The organism is Ensifer sp. 1H6 (assembly GCF_001976035.1).
In the GTDB taxonomy this organism is placed as follows: Bacteria; Pseudomonadota; Alphaproteobacteria; order Rhizobiales; family Rhizobiaceae; genus Ensifer; species Ensifer canadensis.
This window is the reverse complement of record NZ_MOAI01000002.1, coordinates 252,015-268,961: the sequence shown is the minus strand read 5'-3', so window position 1 is coordinate 268,961 and position 16,947 is coordinate 252,015. Positions and strand designations below refer to the sequence as shown.

Sequence of the window (16,947 nt, the reverse complement as noted above, 5' to 3'; positions counted from 1 at the left end):
CGTTTTGATTCGTCAAGCTCTTGAGAAGACCCGGATCGTTCGGTTTGCGCCCGACAAAGCAGCCGTCTTGTGTTGGGCGATCCGATCTAGGATTGAGCGCGATCCGTGCTGGCGCCGACGACACCGAGCCTCGCCAATACCTTGTCGCTGCTCAGTTCACGCAGGGCGTCCTTGCCGATCCACCTTGCTGTGCGATCGGTGCTGCCTGCGAGTTTTTGGGCAAGTGCCAGTGCAGGACCATGACAGGCGGCGTTGCGCTTGCCGATCTGGCGCAGCGCCCAGTTGACCGCCTTCTTGACGAAGTTGCGTTCATCTTTGGCGTGGCGCTCGATCAGCGGCAGCCAGGCAAGAAGGCTTGCATCCGGCTCCTTCTTCAGATGCACCGCGGCGGTCGCGATCATCGCGAATGCGATGCGGCGAACGAATTCTCGGGTGTCCGCCGCGAACTCCGGGATCAGGACCTGTTCGAAGCGCGCAGCCACGAAGACGTCGGCGATGGTGTCGACGACCTCCCAGGAATTGCAATCATCGGCCCAGAGCCTTGCATCATCGAGCGTCAACGTCTTCGGGTCGGCGGTGAAGGCGGCGAGAATACGTGCCTCGCGGATGCCGGACTGCCATAGTTCGAGCGCGCGGGCATGGTTGACCTTCACCAGCCGCGTGATCCGGTGGAGCTCGACATTCGAGAGCCCAAGCGCCGTCTCGGTGACGATGCCGAACCGTGCCATGCCGGCGAGGTTCTCCTGCGAACGCAGCGTCCGCAAGTGCTCGATGATGTCGCCGGCGCCCGAGGTCGGCGAAAGGCTCATTTTTCCAGCCGAGCGAGCAGCGAAGACGTATCCCAGCGGTTTCCGCCCATGGCCTGCACGTCGCCATAAAACTGGTCGACGAGGGCGGTCACCGGCAGCTTGGCGCCGTTGCGGCGCGCTTCCGTCAGCACGATGTCGAGATCCTTGCGCATCCAGTCGACGGCAAAGCCGAAATCATATTTGCCGGCATTCATCGTCTTGTGGCGGTTTTCCATCTGCCAGGAGCCTGCAGCGCCCTTGGAGATGACGTCGATGACTTTCTCGATGTCGAGACCGGCCTTCTTGCCGAAGTGAATGCCTTCGGCGAGGCCCTGGACGAGACCGGCAATGCAGATCTGGTTGATCATCTTGGTGATCTGGCCGGCGCCGGCCGGTCCCATCAAGCCGACCATGCGGGCAAAGGCGTCGATCACCGGCTTGGCGCGCTCGAAGGCAGGCTCGTCACCGCCGCACATCACCGTCAGCGCGCCGTTCTCGGCGCGGCCTGACCGCCGGACACGGGCGCATCGACGAAATGGGCGCCACGGGCCTGGGCCGCCTCGTAAAGTTCACGGGCGACTTCGGCCGAGGCCGTGGTGTTATCAATGAAGATGGCGTCAGCCGCCAGCGTTTCGAAGGCGCCGTCCTTGCCTGTGGTGACCGAGCGCAGGTCGTCGTCGTTGCCGACGCAGGCGAAGACGAAATCGGCGCCATCGGCCGCTTCCGCCGGCGTCTTGACTGCACGTCCGCCGAACTCGGCGGCCCACTTCTCGGCCTTGGCGAAGGTGCGGTTATAGACCGTCAGTTCGTGTCCGCCACGTACCCTAAGGTGGCCGGCCATGGGGTAACCCATCACGCCGAGACCGATGAATGCGACCTTTGCCATTTCCAAAACACTCCCGATTGCTCTGGGTGAGGTTTAGCCGATGGCGCGGGTGCGCGAAAGGGGCGAGGGAACAGGCGGACGCCTGTTCCCTCGCAAGCTTTTGTTTTCTGCTTAAGGTTTGAAGCGGGCGATCACGAGGTGGCCGGCGATCGGCTCGCCTTCTTCCATGCGTACGGTGATGTCGCCGACTTCGATCACTTCGAAACCGGTCGCCGTCAGGCGTTCGCGCAGATAGGTCTCGGCATGGGCAAAGCGCTGGTGCGCGCCGACCATGAAGGGGCGACCGGCGAAGATCTCGGCCGGCAACGTTTCGCTCGAAAAGATGAACAGGCCGCCGGGTACGAGATTGTCGACGGCGCCGAAGAACAATGCCTCGAGCGCGCCCATATAGGGCAGAACGTCGGTTGCGACGATCAGGTCGAAGGGTTCGTCGTCGTTGTCGTCGAGAAAGTCCACCGCTTCGGCGACGTAGAGGGTGTCGTAGAGCTCCTTCTCGTGGGCGATCTCAACCATGTTTTCGGAGAGGTCGATGCCGGTGATGTCTTCGGCCATGTCGCGCAGGGCGCCGCCGGTCAGGCCCGTGCCACAGCCAAGGTCGAGCACGCGGTTGAAAGGACCGAGTTCGAGCGCCTGCAGGCGCTGGCGCACGAGCAGCGGCACGCAGTAGCCAAGCTGCTCGACAAGCACGTTGTCGAACACGTCGGCATGCTGATCGAAGAGCGTCGCGACATAGGCGTCCGGCGCCTTCACCGGTGTTTCGCCGCGCCCCATCGAGGCGAGCCGCACGGATGCGCCGCCGTGATCCTCGGGATCGAGCGCCAGCACTTCGGCATAGGCATCGGCGGCGGCATCGAAGTTGCCGGATTTTTCCAGGGTGAGGGCGCGGTTGTAGGCTTCCGCCAGCGCTTCCTCGTCGATTTTCGTGGTGTTCTGGGTCATGCGCGCTTCTTACGTCCGAAGGCCGCTTTTGGCAATGCGCCGCAAGATGCAGCCCGCCGAGATCCTTGGGTCTCCGGGGCGCCGAAAATGCAAAAAACGACGGCCGGCGGCGAGCACGGGATTTATCCGGAGGGGGAAAGGGTTCATGATCGCAACAACAAGAAAAGACGGAGGAAATGCCGATGGCTGCCGAACTCAGTCCGCTGCTTGTGGGCACGGAAATCAAGGAGCCGAAGGGCCCGCCACTGCCCCAGACCTCGCAGGAGCAGATCAATGCCGTCGTGCATTATTATCGCGGCGAATTGGGGCGGATGGCCGGCTGGCGGGATCGCATCGACCGCACGTCCAACTGGGCGATTACCGTGGTCGCCGCCCTGCTGTCGGTATCGTTGTCGACGCCCAACTCCCATCACGGCGTGCTGCTGTTCGCGATGCTGCTGATCACGTTACTGCTTCTGATCGAGGCTCGCCGCTATCGCTTCTTCGACGTCTACCGCGCCCGCGTGCGCCAGCTCGAGCGCGGGTATTTCGCGCAGATCCTGGCGCCGGACGGCACTGCCAACCTTAACTGGGCCGCGTCGATTGCCAAGAGCCTGCGCAAACCGGCGTTCCTGATGAGCTACCGCGAGGCGTTGTGCCGCCGGCTGCAGCGCAACTACTGCTGGATGTACCTGATCCTGCTGCTCGCCTGGGCCCTCAAGATCTCGTCGCCGAAACTGTCGACCAATGGCGAGCCCTTCGGGCACGTGCGCTCCTGGATCGATGTCACGGAGAATGCAGCGCTAGGCCCTTTGCCCGGCTGGCCCGTCATCATGGTGGTGGTGCTGTTCTACGCAGTGGTGCTTTACGGCTCGCTGCACAAGGAACCGGGCGAGGGCGAGCTTGCCCATGGCGAGGTCCATGTCTGACGCGGCATAGGCGCCAAGGATTGTTGCATTTGTGGCCGACGGCGGTGCGTCGTTCTCTACAGCACCGCGCGTCAAGTGTGACGGGCCGGGCGCGCAGCAACCTGGCTGCATGATTTTGCGCTCAATAGAAACCTGATGCAGCGGAGGGCGGGTTCAGTGCAGGTTGAACTCGCCGTTGAGTGCCCGCCATTCGGTGGCCGAGATCAGCTTGCGGTGGACGTAGCGTACCGAATGCAACGGGCCATCCAGCTTTTCCTGCCAGAACTTCAGGAAGCTGCGCATCTCCGGGAAATCCGGGGCGATGTCGTAGTGCTGCCAGATGTAGGTCTGCAGGAATGTCGGATGATCCGGCATGCGGTAGAGGATCTGGGCCGTGGTCACGCCGTAGCCCTTCAGCTGCAGTTCCATTTCGTTCGTCATATGAACCTCACTTCTCGCAAAGGTTGGTCTTTATGATGAAACGCTTGATTTATTAATCAAGTTCTAATATTTGCTTCAATATGAAATTTTAGGCGTAATAACAATAGCTTGGCAGCACTCCATGCAGAGTGCTGCCACGCTATTTCATTTCAACTCGGTCTTGGCGAGATAACGCTTTAGCGCTTCAGATGCCGGGTCAGGCGGTTTTCGAGCCAGGCCCAGATATTGCGCAGCACTTCCACCATCAGGAGATAGAGGATCGCCGCCCAGACATACATCTGGTAGTCGAAGGTGCGCGAAAAGGCGCGGCGCGTTTCACCCATCAGGTCGAACACGGTGACGATCGCGACGATGGCCGAACCCTTGATCATCAGGATGATCTCGTTGCCGTAGGGGCGCAGCGCCACGATCATCGCCTGCGGCAGGATGATCTTGTAGAAAGCGATGCGCTCCGGCAGCCCGAGGGCGGCTGCACCTTCGCGCTGACCGCGCGGCACGCTCTCGATCGAGCCGCGCAGGATTTCCGCCTGGTAGGCGGCGGTGTTCAGCGTGAAGGTAAAGAGGGCGCAGTTCCAGGCCTCGCGGAAGAACCACCAGAGGCCGACGGATTCGAGCTGCGGGCGGAAACTGCCGAGGCCGTAGTAGATCAGGAAGAGCTGGGCGATCAGCGGCGTGCCGCGGAAGAAGTAGACGTAGCCATAGGCAAGCCAAGACCAGATCTTGTTCTTCGACATGCGGCCGAGCGCGACCGGCAGCGACAGGAGGGCGCCGAGCACCACCGAGCAGGCGACCAGCATCAAGGTGACGCCAAGACCCGACAGGAAGCTCGGACCGTATTTGGCGAATTTCGCCGGATCCCAGCCGTTGACGACAGTCAGGAAGACGCCGACGCCGAGGGCGAGCCAGATGCCGAGCGTTACGCTGCCGACGAAGCGCGCCAGGGTGTAAGGCTTGGGCGGCGCCGGTGGCGGCGCTTGCGGCGGGATCATCGTTTCGACGAAGCTCATCGACCCATCTCCGCGCGTTTGGTCCAGCGTTCAAGGTTCGAGAATATGATCGACGAAACCATGGCCAGCACCAAGAAGAGAATGCAGGCCATGCCGAAGAACTCGAAGGCCTGCTTGGTGACGCGGGCGGCAATGCCGGTCTGGCGCAGGATGTCGGGCAGACCGACGACCGAGACCAGAGCCGTATCCTTGAGCAGCGCCATCCAGAGATTGCCGAGGCCCGGCAAGGCGATGCGCACGAGCTGCGGCAGGATGATCAGCCGCATGGTGCGGCCGCGATGGAGCCCGAGTGCCGCACCCGCCTCGTACTGGCCATGCGGGATCGCCTTGAAGGCCGACAGCAGAACCTCGGAGCAATAGGCCGAGAAGACCACGCCAAGCGCGATCATGCCGGCAAAGAAGGCGTTGATCTCGACCGGCCCTTCGTAGCCGAACGATGCCAGAAGCTGCTGCACCAGAATCTGCAGGCCGTAGTAGACGATGAACAGCGTCAACAGTTCCGGCAGACCGCGGAAGATGGTGGTGTAGATGTTCGATGCCAGGCGGACCGTGCGCTCTTCTGACTGTTTGCCGAGTGCAACGAAGAAGCCGATCAGAAGGCCGACCGGCAAGGTCGCGATGGCAAGGCTTGCGGTGACAACGAAGCCGTAGGCGATCTCGTCGCCCCAGCCGGCGTCGCCGCAGGCAAGGAGCGTACCGGGTGCCAGCCAGCGAAAGACGCCGACAGGGCCGCACAATGGATCCACGATGGAGCCGATCCAGGCTAGGATCGAGTAGAAGCCGGTAAACAACCCGCTCATGTCAGAGAATTCCCCTTTGCGCTGTTCTTATGGATATGGATCGCGCTTATGTTTTAGTTTCTTGTCAAACAAAAACGGCGGAAGGGCAAGCCATCCGCCGTTGCATTTTTTTCATCAACCAACGTTTTTCCGGCATGATTCACTAGGAAAACAGGCCGGAAGCCGTCGATCAGCTGCCATAAACGTCGAACGGGAAGTACTTTTCGTTGATTTCCTTGTACTTGCCGTTGGCGCGGATGGCTTCGATCGCCTTGTTGAACTTCTCGCGCAGCGCGTCATCGCCCTTGCGCACCGCGATGCCGGCGCCTTCGCCGTTGATGACAGGATCAACCGGCAGCGTGCCGAGCAGCTTGCAGCATGCGCCGTCAGCCGACTTCAGCCACTCGGAAAGAACGACGACGTCGTCGATCACCGCGTCGATGCGGCCGTTGACGATGTCGAGCTTGTACTCTTCAGCGGTCGGATAGAGCTTGATGTCCGCTTCCTTCATATGCGCTTCGGCATAGTTGGAGTGGGTGGTCGAGCCCTGAGCACCAAGCGACTTGCCGGCAAGTGCTGCCTCGGTTGCTTCGGTGATCGGCGAATCCTTCGGCACCACGATCGCCGGCGGCGTGTTGTAGTACTTGTTGGTGAAGTCGACCTTTTCCTTGCGCTCGGCAGTGATCGACATGGAGGCGATGATTGCATCGAACTTCTTGGCGATTAGTGCCGGAATGATGCCGTCCCAGTCCTGCGTCACGAACGTGCATTCGACCTTCATCTCGACGCAGAGGGCCTTGGCGATGTCGACGTCGAAGCCGGTCAGCGTGCCGTCTGATTCGAGATTGTTGAAGGGCGGGTAGGCGCCTTCCGTGCCGATAACGACCTTTTCGCCATCTGCCATGGCAGAGCCAGCCATGAGCACGAAAACGGCAGCCGATGCGGCGGCTGCCAGCCGTCTGGAAATACGCATGATAGTCCTCTCTGTTGGCCGACATCCGGTTTCTTGTTCTTCACGGATGCCTATCTTGACCGGGGCGCTTGCCACCGGTTGAGGCGATATTCGTACTGTTTTCCCGCAAAAATCAACTGGAAAGCGACAACGCTCGCCGGGAAAAGAATTTCGACCGGAGATTGCACTGGCCATGATCCAAGCGAACATGAACGGTGCGTTCAGGGGCGGTTAATCTTGCTTTGGTTAGCCCTATTACGGGAACCGATCTGAGGTGCGGGCGTTGGGTTGGCGGCTCGTTTGGCCGGCAACACAAAAAAGCCGGAAGCTTGGATCAAGGCCCTTGAGAATTCACGCCTACCCCCTGTTGCCGAACTGGCTGTCCGGTGGGTAACAGTGGCAGGTAAGGGACCTCCCAGGACGAGGAAGGAAGACTATGTCGATTCGATCCAGACTATTCGCAACCGTGGCGCTACCGGTGCTCTCGGTGTCGCTTGCGGTGCAACCAGCCCTTGCCGACAGCCTGATGAAGCCGTTCGAAGTGGCGCAGGAAGGAAGCGGGCAGCCATCGGAAGAAGAGCTTCTGCTGCAGCAGCGCCAGGCGGAAGAGCAGCAGCGCGCAGCGGAAGAACAACAGCGGGCCGCTGAGGAGCAGCAGCGTGCGGCGGAAGCCGAAGCGCAGCGCCAGCAACAGGAACAGCAGGCCGCCGAACAGCAGAAGGCCGCCGAAGAGGAGGCTGCCCGCCAGGCGGCCGAGCAGCAGAAGGCCGCCGAGGAAGAAGCCAAGCGCCAGGCCGATGAAGCCAAGAAGGCCCAGCAGGGCGAGTGCGTCGTGCCGGAAGGCCAGGATGCATCCACCGCTTGCCCGCCGGCTGGTGGCGAAGCGACGACCGGTCAGCCGCCGGCGACCGAAGGCCAGAACGCCGGTGAACAGCCGCCTGCAACCGACGGGCAGAATGCCGGCGAAGCCGTAGCACCCGCCGTCGAGCCTCAAACCGAGCCGCAGACAGGCGAGGGACAGCCGGCTCCGGGCACCGAGCAGCCGGCGACGGCTGAGCAGCAGCCTCAGGTCCAGCCAGTACCGGAGGTGGTCGACACCCGCACCGAGGAAGAAAAGCAGAAGATCGCCGAAGATCCCGCGGCGTCAGACGAAACTGTCGTTCTGCCGGTTGAAAACGGCGCTGCCGTTCTCGACAGCGACAAGGACGCCGACAATGCCGGCGGCAACAAGTCGCGCGAAGACCGACAGAAGCAGCGCGAAGAACTGCGTGCGCAGGAAGAAGCCGCTCCGGCGCCGACCGATGACGCCTCTTCGCAGGCGCAGATACCGGCAGAGATTCAGGCTGACTTGCCTCAGAAGATCGAAGCGAACCTGAACGAGAAGGGCACGCGCGTCGAGGAAGTGCCGGTATTCGCCGTTCCCGAGACGACCAACATCGTCAACAACACCATTGTCAACAACACGGTGATCAACAACAACACGACCGTCAACAACGTGACGAACAACGTCACCAATGTGGAGGTGGTGCAGGAGATTGACAACCGCGTCATCCTCGGCGTTGGCGACCAGATCTTCGTTCGCGGCGACGATCGTCCACGCCTTCGCCGCGATGCGGAAGAGACCTTCTACGACGAGCTGCCGCGTGGCCGCACCCGCGAAACCATCGTTCGTCCCGGCGGCTACCGGATCGTCACGGTCTACAACCGCTATGGCGACATCCTGCAGCGCTCGCGTGTCGACCGTGATGGCAACGAGTACCTGATGATCTACGCGCCTGAGCGCGACGAAGGTCCGCGTCCGGCGATCATCGACGTCGGCTACGAGCTGCCGCCGATGCGCCTGCGCATCCCGGTTCGCGAATACATCGCCGATGTTTCCGAAGATCCGGACCGTGACTACTACGACTTCCTGGCCGAACCGCCGGTGGAGCGCGTAGAGCGCGTCTATACGATCGACGAAGTGCGGCACTCCGCGCGTCTGCGCGACAAGGTTCGCCGCATCGACCTCGACACCATCACCTTCCCGACGGGCAGTGCCGAAGTGTCGATGTCGCAGGCAAAGACCATGCGCAGCGTTGCCGCCGCCATGGAGAAGGTGCTGGCCAAGGATCCGGGTGAAACCTTCTTCATCGAAGGTCATACCGACGCTGTCGGCTCCGACCGCTCGAACCTGGTGCTTTCCGACCAGCGCGCCGAATCGGTCGCCTCGCTTCTGACCGAGGTCTACGGCATTCCTGCCGAAAACCTGGTGACGCAGGGCTATGGCGAGCGCTTCCTCAAGGTTCGCACCGAGGTCGCCGAGCAGCAGAACCGCCGCGTTACCATTCGCCGCGTGACGCCGCTGGTTCGCCCGGTCGCCCAGCGCTGATCAAAGCGCGGGCACAGTCGCCCGCGCAAATCTTCGGAAACCCGCCCGTCACAGGGCGGGTTTCTGCCGTTTCCATTCTTCTTCTTCATTCCGGATTGCCATGAAAACCGCTGCTCTTCTCATTGCCTCCCTTGCCCTGTTTGCCCAGTCCGCCACTGCGGCGCCGGCACTCGTCGAACCGGACCTGCGGCTTCCGAGCAATCCTTTGGGCAGGGACCAACCTCCGCGCGTGGCGTTGACGCTTGACGCCTGCAGCGGCGCAACCGACATGCGCATCCTCGGAACCCTGATCGAGAACCGCATTCCGGCGACGATCTTTGTGACGGCGCGCTGGTTGAAGCGCAACGGGCTGGTGGTCGAGATGATGAAGGCGCACCCGGACCTGTTCGAGATCGAGGATCATGGCGCCATGCATGTGCCGCCGATCGACATCAAGGTCTCTGTCTATGGGTTGGCTGCGGCAGGCTCGAGCGCTGCCGTTGCGGCCGAGGTCGACGGTGGCGCGGCCGCAATCAAGGCGCATGGCCTTGCCGCACCACGCTGGTTCCGCGGCGCGACGGCGAAATACACCCACACCTCGATGAGCCAGATCCGCGAAATGGGCTACCGCATCGCCGGCTATTCCGTAAATGGCGACGGCGGGTCGCTGCTCGGGGCGGCCATGGCAGAGAAGCGCATCCGCACCGCCCGGGACGGCGACGTCATCATCGCCCATATCAACCAGCCGACGCACGCCGCCGGCGCCGGCGTCGCTCGCGGTATTCTCGACTTAAAGGCAAAGGGCTACAGCTTCGTCCGCCTCAACGATATTCCCGATGAAATGACAGTCGGCGCCACCAACTGACTCTGTTCGACCGCGTGTCGTGACTTCGCGCGGGTAAGCCCTGCGTTTCGCTTGCTCAGCAATGACATGACGGCGTTAACGAGCGCCGCTGTTGCTTTGCAAGCCGGTCACGCGCTCGACAAAATCGGCAATCGTATTCGTGTCGTCGAGATCGAACACGGGCAGATCCGTGTCCGTAACCGGGTGATCGGCGGCAATGGCGCAGATATGCGGATCGGTCGGAGCCAGAGGTTCGCGGTTGGCCGATTCCAGCCGACGGGACTCGATCTTCGGGATCGGCTCGCGCTTGTAGCCTTCGACCAGAACCAGATCGCACGGGGCGAGCCGGGCGATGATTTCCTCGAAACTCGGTTCCGGCCCGCCGCGCAGTTCATGCATGATCGCGAAGCGCGTGCCTGACACGATCGTGACTTCGTGGGCGCCTGCCTCCCGGTGGCGGTAGCTGTCGGCGCCCACCTTGTCGATGTCGAAGTCATGATGAGCGTGCTTGACGGTCGAGACGACGAAGCCGCGCCGTGTCAGTTCGCTGACAAGCCGGACCATAAGCCCGGTCTTGCCGGAATTCTTCCAGCCGGCGATGCCGAAGATTTTCGTCGCAGTCATGCGCTGTTCTCCCCGAGAATGCGAAGCCATTCCTCTGCCCGCAGCAGATCGTCTGGTGTGTTGACGTTGAAGAAGGGGTCGAACAATCCACTGGCTGTGGTGGTCATCGGAAAATCGACCGTGACCGATGGATGGCGCTCGATGAAGGCGCGCACGCGGCGTTTTGGGTCGGTTGTGATCCAGTGTTCTAGGTCATCGGCGAGCGCGACCGGCCATAGGGCAAAAAGCGGATGCAGGGCGTCATCGGATAACGCAACGGCAATCTGCTCGCGCTGCGTCATCGCATCGGTCAGGCGTTGGGCGAGGTCGTGCGGGAAGAAGGGCGTATCGGTGGGCACGACGAGGACATGCGTTGCTGCCGGCGTGATGGCGGCCGTGTGGCGCATGGCGGTCAATACACCGGCGAGTGGGCCAAGAAAGCCGGGCACGGTATCGGCGATGACAGGATGCCCCACGATCGTCTTCTGCTCGGCTGCGCCGTTGAGGTTGATGGCGATGCTTGCGACCTGTGGCCGGAGCCTGTCGATAATCCGCGATAGCATCGTCTTTCCGCCGAGGCTCAATCCGGACTTCGGATGACCCATCCGGCGTGAAAGCCCGCCGGCAAGGATCACGGCCGGCCACGGTGGGTGTCTCGCATCTGGTGTCTTGACTGTTGGCATCGGGCTTTCGTTGTTCCTATTCGAGCGGTCCGGTCAGCGAGCTTTGGGCTATCGGCTTCTTGCCGCGCCGGCTCTCGCGATAGAAGGTGTAGAGGCCGGAACCGATGATCACGGCAACACCAAGCAGCATCCATGCATCCGGCTTCTCCGAGAAGAAGAAAATGCCGATCGTGATCGCAAACAGCAGGCTGGTGTAGCGAAAGGGCGCGATAACGGAGATATCGCCACCGCGCATGGCAAGCACGATCGTCTGGTATCCGACCATCAGAAGCAGGCTTGCGGCAGCGATGTGGGTCAGCGTGGTCGAGGACATCGACTGCCATCCGCCAAGCGGTACGATCATTGCGGCACCGACCAGGGTCGTCACGAGCGCCGTCGTCACCGTGATGTAGAGCGAGGGGATGTCGTGGTCGATGCGGCGGGTGCAAAGATCGCGCGTGGCTGTGCAGAAGACACAGGCAACGACCGTGAGTGCGGCCGGTGTAAAACCTTCCGGCCCCGGGCGAAGGACGATCAGCACGCCGATGAAGCCGACGAAGATGGCGGTCCAGCGCCGCCAGCCGACCGGCTCGCCGAGGAATACGGCGGCGCCGAGCGTCACGGCCAGCGGCAGCGCCTGCATGATCGCGGATGCATTGGCGAGCGGAATCTGTCCGAGCGCCGAGATGTAGGTGATGGACGCCAGCGCCTCCATGATGATGCGCAGGATGATGACCGGCTTCATCATGGTGCGAAGCGGACGAAATGCCCGGAAATGCCGGGCGATGACGATCACCATCAAGGTGGTCAGCAGCCCGCGCACGAACAGGATTTGGCCGACATTCATCGCCCCGGTCACCGATTTCACCAAGGCGTCGTTGCAGGAGAAGGCGACCATCGCCAGGCACATGAAGACGATGCCGCGGAAATTGCTGGAGGATTGCATGCGGGCTGTCCTGCGGCGCCGGATCGGGCGGAAACCTGACGGCGGATGGGAAGGCGAATCCGTTGCCGGATCTCGCATACCGTTTAAGCATCGGCCGCCATTTTGTGCAAACACCAACCCGCCGACGGCGGATTTTTCTTCCAGCGCAAGTAGAATTTTCGGGCAATGGCGAGATCAACCCGGACGAAGACTGTCCGCCGTGCAGAAAATGCGTTCTCCCGAACCGGTTTCTATTCGCGGAATCTTAAGTTTCACTGCCTATCGTCATCGATGATTCCGCTTCCAATCGCATGACGCGATCGGTGGATGGCGTGCGCCGGAACCTTGGCGGCGCGTCATTCCAGAGATGTCGGTCGGGGCCTGGGAGGTGCTTCCGCCGATATTTCACCCGTGCTTCCAGCAAGAAGAAGCCACCGCGCGGACATGTCTCACATAAGAATAATCTGGGGTCCGCAATGTCTTTCATCGATCGTCTATTACAGCGACTGCGAATCGTCACGAAGGTTCTGCTCTTCGTGGTTCCTCTGGTGGCTCTGATCGCGGGTATCGGCCTCATCGGCTTCTTCACGGCGCGAACGCTGAACGGCCACATGACCGTGACGCGCGAAACCATCAACAATCTCTCGGATTTCCAGGCGCTGCGCAGCGCGCTCCAGAGTTTTGCCGATGCGCCGAGCGAAGAAACGCGAGGGGCGCTCAGCGCCCAGATCGACGAACAGGAAAGCGGCGTCCGTTCGCTTGACGGCTTACTGACGCGCGAGGCTGACAAGTCAGAGATCGCCTCCGTGCTGTCGCTCGGTGAAGCCATGCGCGCCCAGACCGAAAAGCTCTGGTCGATCAAGGTCGAACAGGATCAGGTGACGGCTTCGCTCGAGGCGGCGCTGACAGACATGACGACGCAGGGCAACAGCGCCTACAAACAGATCGACATCATCCGCAAGGAATCGGGTGAGAAGGAAGCGTTTGCCAAGGCGCTGCTGTTCGATGCCGCCGCCTATCAGGGGATCGCCGAGCGGATCAAGAAATTCCGCCTACCGGTGACGATGGCGGCGAACGCCGACGCCAAGATCGATCAGGCGGGCAAGTTGCTGCCGCACCTCATCAAGCAGATCGAGGACGCCGAGACGATCGCTTCCGAAAAGGTTCAAAAGCCGATTGCCGAGCTGAAGGATTTGGCGCTGAAGGTCCAGGCGATCCTTGCCGGCGCTGAAGACAGCGAGACCAAGAAGAACGCGTTGGTGCCGATCCTCAGCAAGTTCTCGAAATACGAGGCCGACTTCGCCAAGGAAGCGGCCAAGAACTCCGACACAGCCGCCAAGCGTTTCGTCGGCATGGACAGCGAGATCTCGCAGTTGAAGACGCTGATCGCGCTGATGGGCGATACCTTCAAGGGGCTAGACAGCACGCGGCTGCATATCAGCGAGCTACACCGCAAGCTCGACGCGGAAGGCCGCGATCTGGTGCTGGCCGATATTCAGGCCGTTCGTGACAGCGCGGCGAAACTGTCGGAGCTTGGTGGCAAGAATGCCGCGCTGCGTGACCTGCCGGCCAAGCTCAAGCCGTCGCTCGACAACATCGACAAGGGCACGGCCGCGCTGATCGACGTCGGCGGCGCTGGCAGGAAGCCAAGACCGCGGCCTCGACACTGGTTGCCGGTGCGAGTGCGACGCTGGAAAGCTTCGTCAGCAGCGCCCAGGAAGCCGGCAAGGTCGACAGCCAGCGTTCGGCTGACATGTCGATCGTGGCGATGGTGGCCGGAACGCTGCTTGCAATCGTCGGCGGCCTGATGCTGGTCGAGACCCTGCGCGGCCCGTTGAAGCGCGTGACCGAGACGATGACCCGGCTTGCCAACGGCGATCTCGACGTGGCGATCGAAGGCCGCAACCGCGGCGACGAGATCGGCGACATGGTGCGTTCTGTAGCGGTGTTCCGCGACAACGCGGTCGAAAACGTCCGGTTGGGACGCGAGGCGGAGGCCGCCCGTACGTTATCGGCGGAAGACGAAGCCCGCCGCGCCGAAGAGCGTGCCAGGATCGAGGCCGAACAGATGCAGGCGCTTAACGCGCTTTCTGACGTGCTGGCGGAGCTTGCCGCCGGCAATCTCGAAGAAGGCATGGCGGAAGACCTGCCGGCCGACTACGTGATCATGGCGCGCACCTACAACAACGCTGTCGAGGCACTGCGCGCCACGCTCAGCGATGTGCGTATGGTGACCGGCGAGATCACCGGCGGCACCAGCAATCTCTCGGCCTCGGCCGACGATCTGGCGCGGCGGACGGAGCAGCAGGCGGCCGCGCTCGAGGAAAGCTCGCGCGCCTTGCGCCAGCTGACAGAGATCGTTCGCTCGACGGCCGAAAGCGCCCGCAAGACCACTGTCTCGGTCGACGAGACCAATTCCTACGCCAAGCATTCTGGCCAGGTCGTCGCCAAGGCGATCGACGCCATGGCGGAGATCAACCGCTCGTCCGAGAAGATCAGCACGATCATCAGCGTCATCGACGAGATCGCCTTCCAGACCAACCTTCTGGCGCTCAATGCCGGCGTCGAGGCGGCGCGGGCGGGCGAGGCGGGTCGCGGCTTTGCCGTGGTCGCGCAGGAGGTACGGGAGCTCGCCCAGCGTTGTGCTGGTGCTGCGCGTGAGATTAAGGGGTTGATTTCCGACAGTTCGGCGCAGGTCAGAAGCGGCGTGGCGCTGGTGAAGGAAACCGGCGACGCGCTTGCAGTGATCAACGACCACATCGGCACCATCCATCAGCTCGTCAGCAACATCGAGGCCGCCGCCGCCGACCAATATACGGGGCTCAACGAGGTCAACTCGGCGGTGCACGAGGTCGAGCTGCTCACCCAGCAGAATGCGGCCATGGTGGAGGAAAACACCGCCGAGATCCACGGCCTGCGCCGGCAGGTCGAGGCGCTCAACGAAAAGATCGAGCGTTTCAAGACCGGTACCTCGACGGTCGCGAGCCAGGCCTATGGCCGTGGCTATGGATCGAACTACGCGGCTTGAGCGAGCCGGCGGGCGGCATCTGCCGGCTGCCCCTCACCCTAATCCTCTCCCCGCAGACGGGGAGAGGGCACGTGCCACGCGACAGGTTTTCGACTGCTTCGGCTCGTTTACGGCGCCATTCCCAACATGTCGATCGCGCATCCTTGCCCGACTCACTTCGTAGCGGTTGACCTTTGTCCGGCCCGCCGCGCAGGCTCAAGGCTCAAGGGAGGCGAGAGCGCTGCCACGCGTGCTCTTCTCCCCGCTGGCGGGGAGAAGAGGGCGGATCAGCCGCCGGTGACGCTCATGTGGCGGGCAACGGCCGGGCGGTTGTGCTCACGATCGATGATGAAGTCGTGGCCCTTCGGCTTGCGGCCGATTGCCTCGTCGATCACCTGGCCGAGATACACGTCGTCGTCCGAGGCCCGCAGTGCTGTGCGCAGGTCGGCGGCGTCATTCTGGCCGAGGCACATGTAAAGCGTGCCGGTGCAGGTCAGCCGGACGCGATTGCAGCTTTCGCAGAAATTATGGGTCATCGGCGTGATGAGGCCGAGCCGGCCGCCGGTTTCGGCGACCTCGACATAACGGGCCGGTCCGCCGGTCTTGTAGGCGATGTCGGACAGCGTGAACTGCTGCTCAAGCTGCCGGCGCATTTCCGACAGCGGCATGTAGTGATCGGTGCGATCTTCCTCGATCTCGCCCATCGGCATGGTTTCGATCAATGTCAGGTCCATGTCGCGACCGTGCGCCCAGCGCATCAGGTCGGGGATCTCGGCGTCGTTGAAGCCTTTCAGCGCAACGGCATTGATCTTGACCTTGATGCCGGCGGCTTGGGCCGCGTCGATGCCTTCGATGACCTTGCCGAGATCGCCCCAGCGGGTGATCTGGTGGAATTTCGCGGGATCGAGCGTGTCGAGCGAGACGTTGATGCGGCGCACGCCGCAATCGGCCAGTTCCGCGGCGTGTTTCGCAAGTTGCGAACCGTTGGTCGTCAGCGTCAGCTCATCAAGGCGCCCGGCCTCGATCTCGCGGCCGAGTTCGCGCACCAGAAACATGATGTTCTTGCGTACCAGCGGTTCGCCGCCGGTCAACCGCAGCTTGCGCACACCCTTGGCGATAAAGGCGGAACAGAGCCGGTGAAGTTCTTCCAGCGTCAGAAGATCCTTCTTCGGCAGGAAGGTCATGTGTTCCGCCATGCAATAGGTGCAGCGGAAATCGCAACGATCGGTAACGGACACGCGCAGATAGGTGATCGCCCGGCCGAACGGATCGATCATCGGGGCGGTTCTGTCCTCAAGCGGCCTTGCGCCGGCTTTCACTATCGCTGCTGTGTTCAAATGTCTTTCTCCCAGCCCCTTCAATGTCGCCAGCAAACGTGGTCGCGTCAAGGCGCATCCTGTCGCAAAGTGTTGATTGGAAAAGCCGGGTAATTCTCCACGGGCGATTCTTCAGTTAAGCGTGAGCTTGAAAACAGGAGCAGACATCATGAGCGAAATCTGGCCGACGGAACTGCGTGTATCGAAAGATCGCCACCGCCTCGTCGTCGCCTTCAATGACGGCGCAACCTTCGACCTTTCGGCGGAGATGATGCGGGTGCTTTCGCCGTCTGCCGAGGTGCAGGGGCATGGACCGGGTCAGCGGGTGACCGTGCCGGGCAAGCGCAACGTCCAGATCATCTCGGTGCAGCCGACCGGAAACTACGCCGTGCGGATCGGCTTCGACGATTTTCACGATACCGGCATCTTTACCTGGACCTATCTCCGCGAGCTGGGCGAGAAGGGCGAGGAGCTTTTTGCGGCTTACGAGCAGGAACTCGCCGACAAGGGCATGTCGCGCGACAAGACCGAAAAGCCACGCTGAACCATCTGAAAAGGAGAGGG

General features: G+C 62.1%; 14 protein-coding genes and 2 pseudogenes. 5 read left to right on the top strand and 11 right to left on the bottom strand.

The window, feature by feature from the left end; translation table 11 throughout:
• Nucleotides 1-86: 86 nt before the first annotated feature.
• The 3 genes and pseudogenes from BKP54_RS04125 to BKP54_RS04115 all read right to left on the bottom strand — a co-directional run bounded on the left by BKP54_RS04125 (nt 87) and on the right by BKP54_RS04115 (nt 2,613).
• Nucleotides 87-809, bottom strand: coding sequence for a DNA alkylation repair protein (locus BKP54_RS04125; protein ID WP_025427266.1), 723 nt, complete (start codon nt 807-809; stop codon nt 87-89).
• Nucleotides 806-1,674: pseudogene (locus tag BKP54_RS04120) on the bottom strand (NAD(P)-dependent oxidoreductase). Before BKP54_RS04120 ends, BKP54_RS04125 begins: the two are co-directional and overlap by 4 nt.
• A gap of 111 nt (nt 1,675-1,785) precedes the next feature.
• Entirely contained in the window at nt 1,786-2,613 is an 828-nt protein-coding gene (locus BKP54_RS04115) for a class I SAM-dependent methyltransferase (protein WP_057208705.1), read from the bottom strand.
• A gap of 182 nt (nt 2,614-2,795) precedes the next feature.
• On the opposite strand from BKP54_RS04115, the gene BKP54_RS04110 reads away from it, so the two are divergent.
• Nucleotides 2,796-3,521, top strand: a complete 726-nt coding sequence (locus tag BKP54_RS04110; protein WP_025427263.1) for a DUF2270 domain-containing protein — start codon at nt 2,796-2,798, stop codon at nt 3,519-3,521.
• A 153-nt stretch (nt 3,522-3,674) separates the two neighbouring features.
• Here BKP54_RS04110 and BKP54_RS04105 read toward each other — a convergent pair whose 3' ends face one another.
• The 4 genes from BKP54_RS04105 to BKP54_RS04090 all read right to left on the bottom strand — a co-directional run bounded on the left by BKP54_RS04105 (nt 3,675) and on the right by BKP54_RS04090 (nt 6,700).
• Nucleotides 3,675-3,941, bottom strand: coding sequence for an usg protein (locus BKP54_RS04105; protein WP_084814287.1), 267 nt, complete (start codon nt 3,939-3,941; stop codon nt 3,675-3,677).
• A gap of 176 nt (nt 3,942-4,117) precedes the next feature.
• Nucleotides 4,118-4,948 carry an ABC transporter permease gene (locus BKP54_RS04100; RefSeq protein WP_025427261.1) on the bottom strand — a complete coding sequence of 277 codons (831 nt, stop codon included), beginning with the start codon at nt 4,946-4,948 and terminating at the stop codon, nt 4,118-4,120.
• Nucleotides 4,945-5,748 carry an ABC transporter permease gene (locus BKP54_RS04095; RefSeq protein WP_025427260.1) on the bottom strand — a complete coding sequence of 268 codons (804 nt, stop codon included), beginning with the start codon at nt 5,746-5,748 and terminating at the stop codon, nt 4,945-4,947. Before BKP54_RS04095 ends, BKP54_RS04100 begins: the two co-directional genes overlap by 4 nt.
• A 169-nt stretch (nt 5,749-5,917) precedes the next feature.
• Nucleotides 5,918-6,700 carry an ABC transporter substrate-binding protein gene (locus tag BKP54_RS04090; protein WP_057208703.1) on the bottom strand — a complete coding sequence of 261 codons (783 nt, stop codon included), beginning with the start codon at nt 6,698-6,700 and terminating at the stop codon, nt 5,918-5,920.
• A 415-nt stretch (nt 6,701-7,115) separates the two neighbouring features.
• On the opposite strand from BKP54_RS04090, the gene BKP54_RS04085 reads away from it, so the two are divergent.
• Together BKP54_RS04085 and BKP54_RS04080 are read left to right on the top strand one after the other, a co-directional pair.
• Nucleotides 7,116-9,047, top strand: a complete 1,932-nt coding sequence (locus BKP54_RS04085) for an OmpA family protein (RefSeq protein WP_084814286.1) — start codon at nt 7,116-7,118, stop codon at nt 9,045-9,047.
• A gap of 100 nt (nt 9,048-9,147) precedes the next feature.
• The gene (locus BKP54_RS04080; protein ID WP_084814285.1) at nt 9,148-9,891 is read left to right on the top strand and encodes a polysaccharide deacetylase family protein; all 744 of its coding nucleotides are present in this window, start codon (nt 9,148-9,150) and stop codon (nt 9,889-9,891) included.
• Between the two features lie 75 nt (nt 9,892-9,966).
• Here the strand turns inward: BKP54_RS04080 and mobB are convergent, their stop codons facing one another.
• The 3 genes from mobB to BKP54_RS04065 are packed head-to-tail and all read right to left on the bottom strand — an operon-like array spanning nt 9,967 to nt 12,081.
• Complete coding sequence (mobB, locus tag BKP54_RS04075; protein ID WP_025427256.1) at nt 9,967-10,494, bottom strand: molybdopterin-guanine dinucleotide biosynthesis protein B; 528 nt, start codon at nt 10,492-10,494, stop codon at nt 9,967-9,969.
• Nucleotides 10,491-11,156, bottom strand: a complete 666-nt coding sequence (mobA, locus tag BKP54_RS04070; RefSeq protein WP_051509168.1) for a molybdenum cofactor guanylyltransferase MobA — start codon at nt 11,154-11,156, stop codon at nt 10,491-10,493. The genes mobB and mobA overlap by 4 nt, the downstream gene beginning before the upstream one ends.
• 16 nt (nt 11,157-11,172) lie before the next feature.
• Nucleotides 11,173-12,081 (bottom strand): DMT family transporter, encoded by a 909-nt coding sequence (locus tag BKP54_RS04065; RefSeq protein WP_025427254.1) that lies wholly within the window; start codon nt 12,079-12,081, stop codon nt 11,173-11,175.
• Between the two features lie 455 nt (nt 12,082-12,536).
• Here BKP54_RS04065 and BKP54_RS04060 point away from each other — a divergent pair.
• Nucleotides 12,537-15,088: pseudogene (locus BKP54_RS04060) on the top strand (methyl-accepting chemotaxis protein).
• Between the two features lie 266 nt (nt 15,089-15,354).
• Here the strand turns inward: BKP54_RS04060 and moaA are convergent.
• The gene (gene moaA, locus BKP54_RS04055) at nt 15,355-16,404 is read right to left on the bottom strand and encodes a GTP 3',8-cyclase MoaA (RefSeq protein ID WP_025427252.1); all 1,050 of its coding nucleotides are present in this window, start codon (nt 16,402-16,404) and stop codon (nt 15,355-15,357) included.
• 148 nt (nt 16,405-16,552) lie between these two features.
• Between moaA and BKP54_RS04050 the strand changes: the two genes are divergently transcribed.
• Nucleotides 16,553-16,927: a DUF971 domain-containing protein gene (locus BKP54_RS04050; protein ID WP_025427251.1), complete on the top strand. Its 375-nt coding sequence runs from the start codon at nt 16,553-16,555 to the stop codon at nt 16,925-16,927.
• Nucleotides 16,928-16,947: the final 20 nt, after the last annotated feature.

Excerpts from the sequence above, each read along its gene's own strand:
- BKP54_RS04125 (WP_025427266.1), bottom strand. The coding sequence starts at position 809 with ATGAGCCTTTCGCCGACCTCGGGCGCCGGCGACATCATCGAGCACTTG.
- BKP54_RS04115 (WP_057208705.1), bottom strand. The coding sequence starts at position 2,613 with ATGACCCAGAACACCACGAAAATCGACGAGGAAGCGCTGGCGGAAGCC.
- BKP54_RS04110 (WP_025427263.1), top strand. The coding sequence starts at position 2,796 with ATGGCTGCCGAACTCAGTCCGCTGCTTGTGGGCACGGAAATCAAGGAG.
- BKP54_RS04105 (WP_084814287.1), bottom strand. The coding sequence starts at position 3,941 with ATGACGAACGAAATGGAACTGCAGCTGAAGGGCTACGGCGTGACCACG.
- BKP54_RS04100 (WP_025427261.1), bottom strand. The coding sequence starts at position 4,948 with ATGAGCTTCGTCGAAACGATGATCCCGCCGCAAGCGCCGCCACCGGCG.
- BKP54_RS04095 (WP_025427260.1), bottom strand. The coding sequence starts at position 5,748 with ATGAGCGGGTTGTTTACCGGCTTCTACTCGATCCTAGCCTGGATCGGC.
- BKP54_RS04090 (WP_057208703.1), bottom strand. The coding sequence starts at position 6,700 with ATGCGTATTTCCAGACGGCTGGCAGCCGCCGCATCGGCTGCCGTTTTC.
- BKP54_RS04085 (WP_084814286.1), top strand. The coding sequence starts at position 7,116 with ATGTCGATTCGATCCAGACTATTCGCAACCGTGGCGCTACCGGTGCTC.
- BKP54_RS04080 (WP_084814285.1), top strand. The coding sequence starts at position 9,148 with ATGAAAACCGCTGCTCTTCTCATTGCCTCCCTTGCCCTGTTTGCCCAG.
- mobB (WP_025427256.1), bottom strand. The coding sequence starts at position 10,494 with ATGACTGCGACGAAAATCTTCGGCATCGCCGGCTGGAAGAATTCCGGC.
- mobA (WP_051509168.1), bottom strand. The coding sequence starts at position 11,156 with ATGCCAACAGTCAAGACACCAGATGCGAGACACCCACCGTGGCCGGCC.
- BKP54_RS04065 (WP_025427254.1), bottom strand. The coding sequence starts at position 12,081 with ATGCAATCCTCCAGCAATTTCCGCGGCATCGTCTTCATGTGCCTGGCG.
- BKP54_RS04050 (WP_025427251.1), top strand. The coding sequence starts at position 16,553 with ATGAGCGAAATCTGGCCGACGGAACTGCGTGTATCGAAAGATCGCCAC.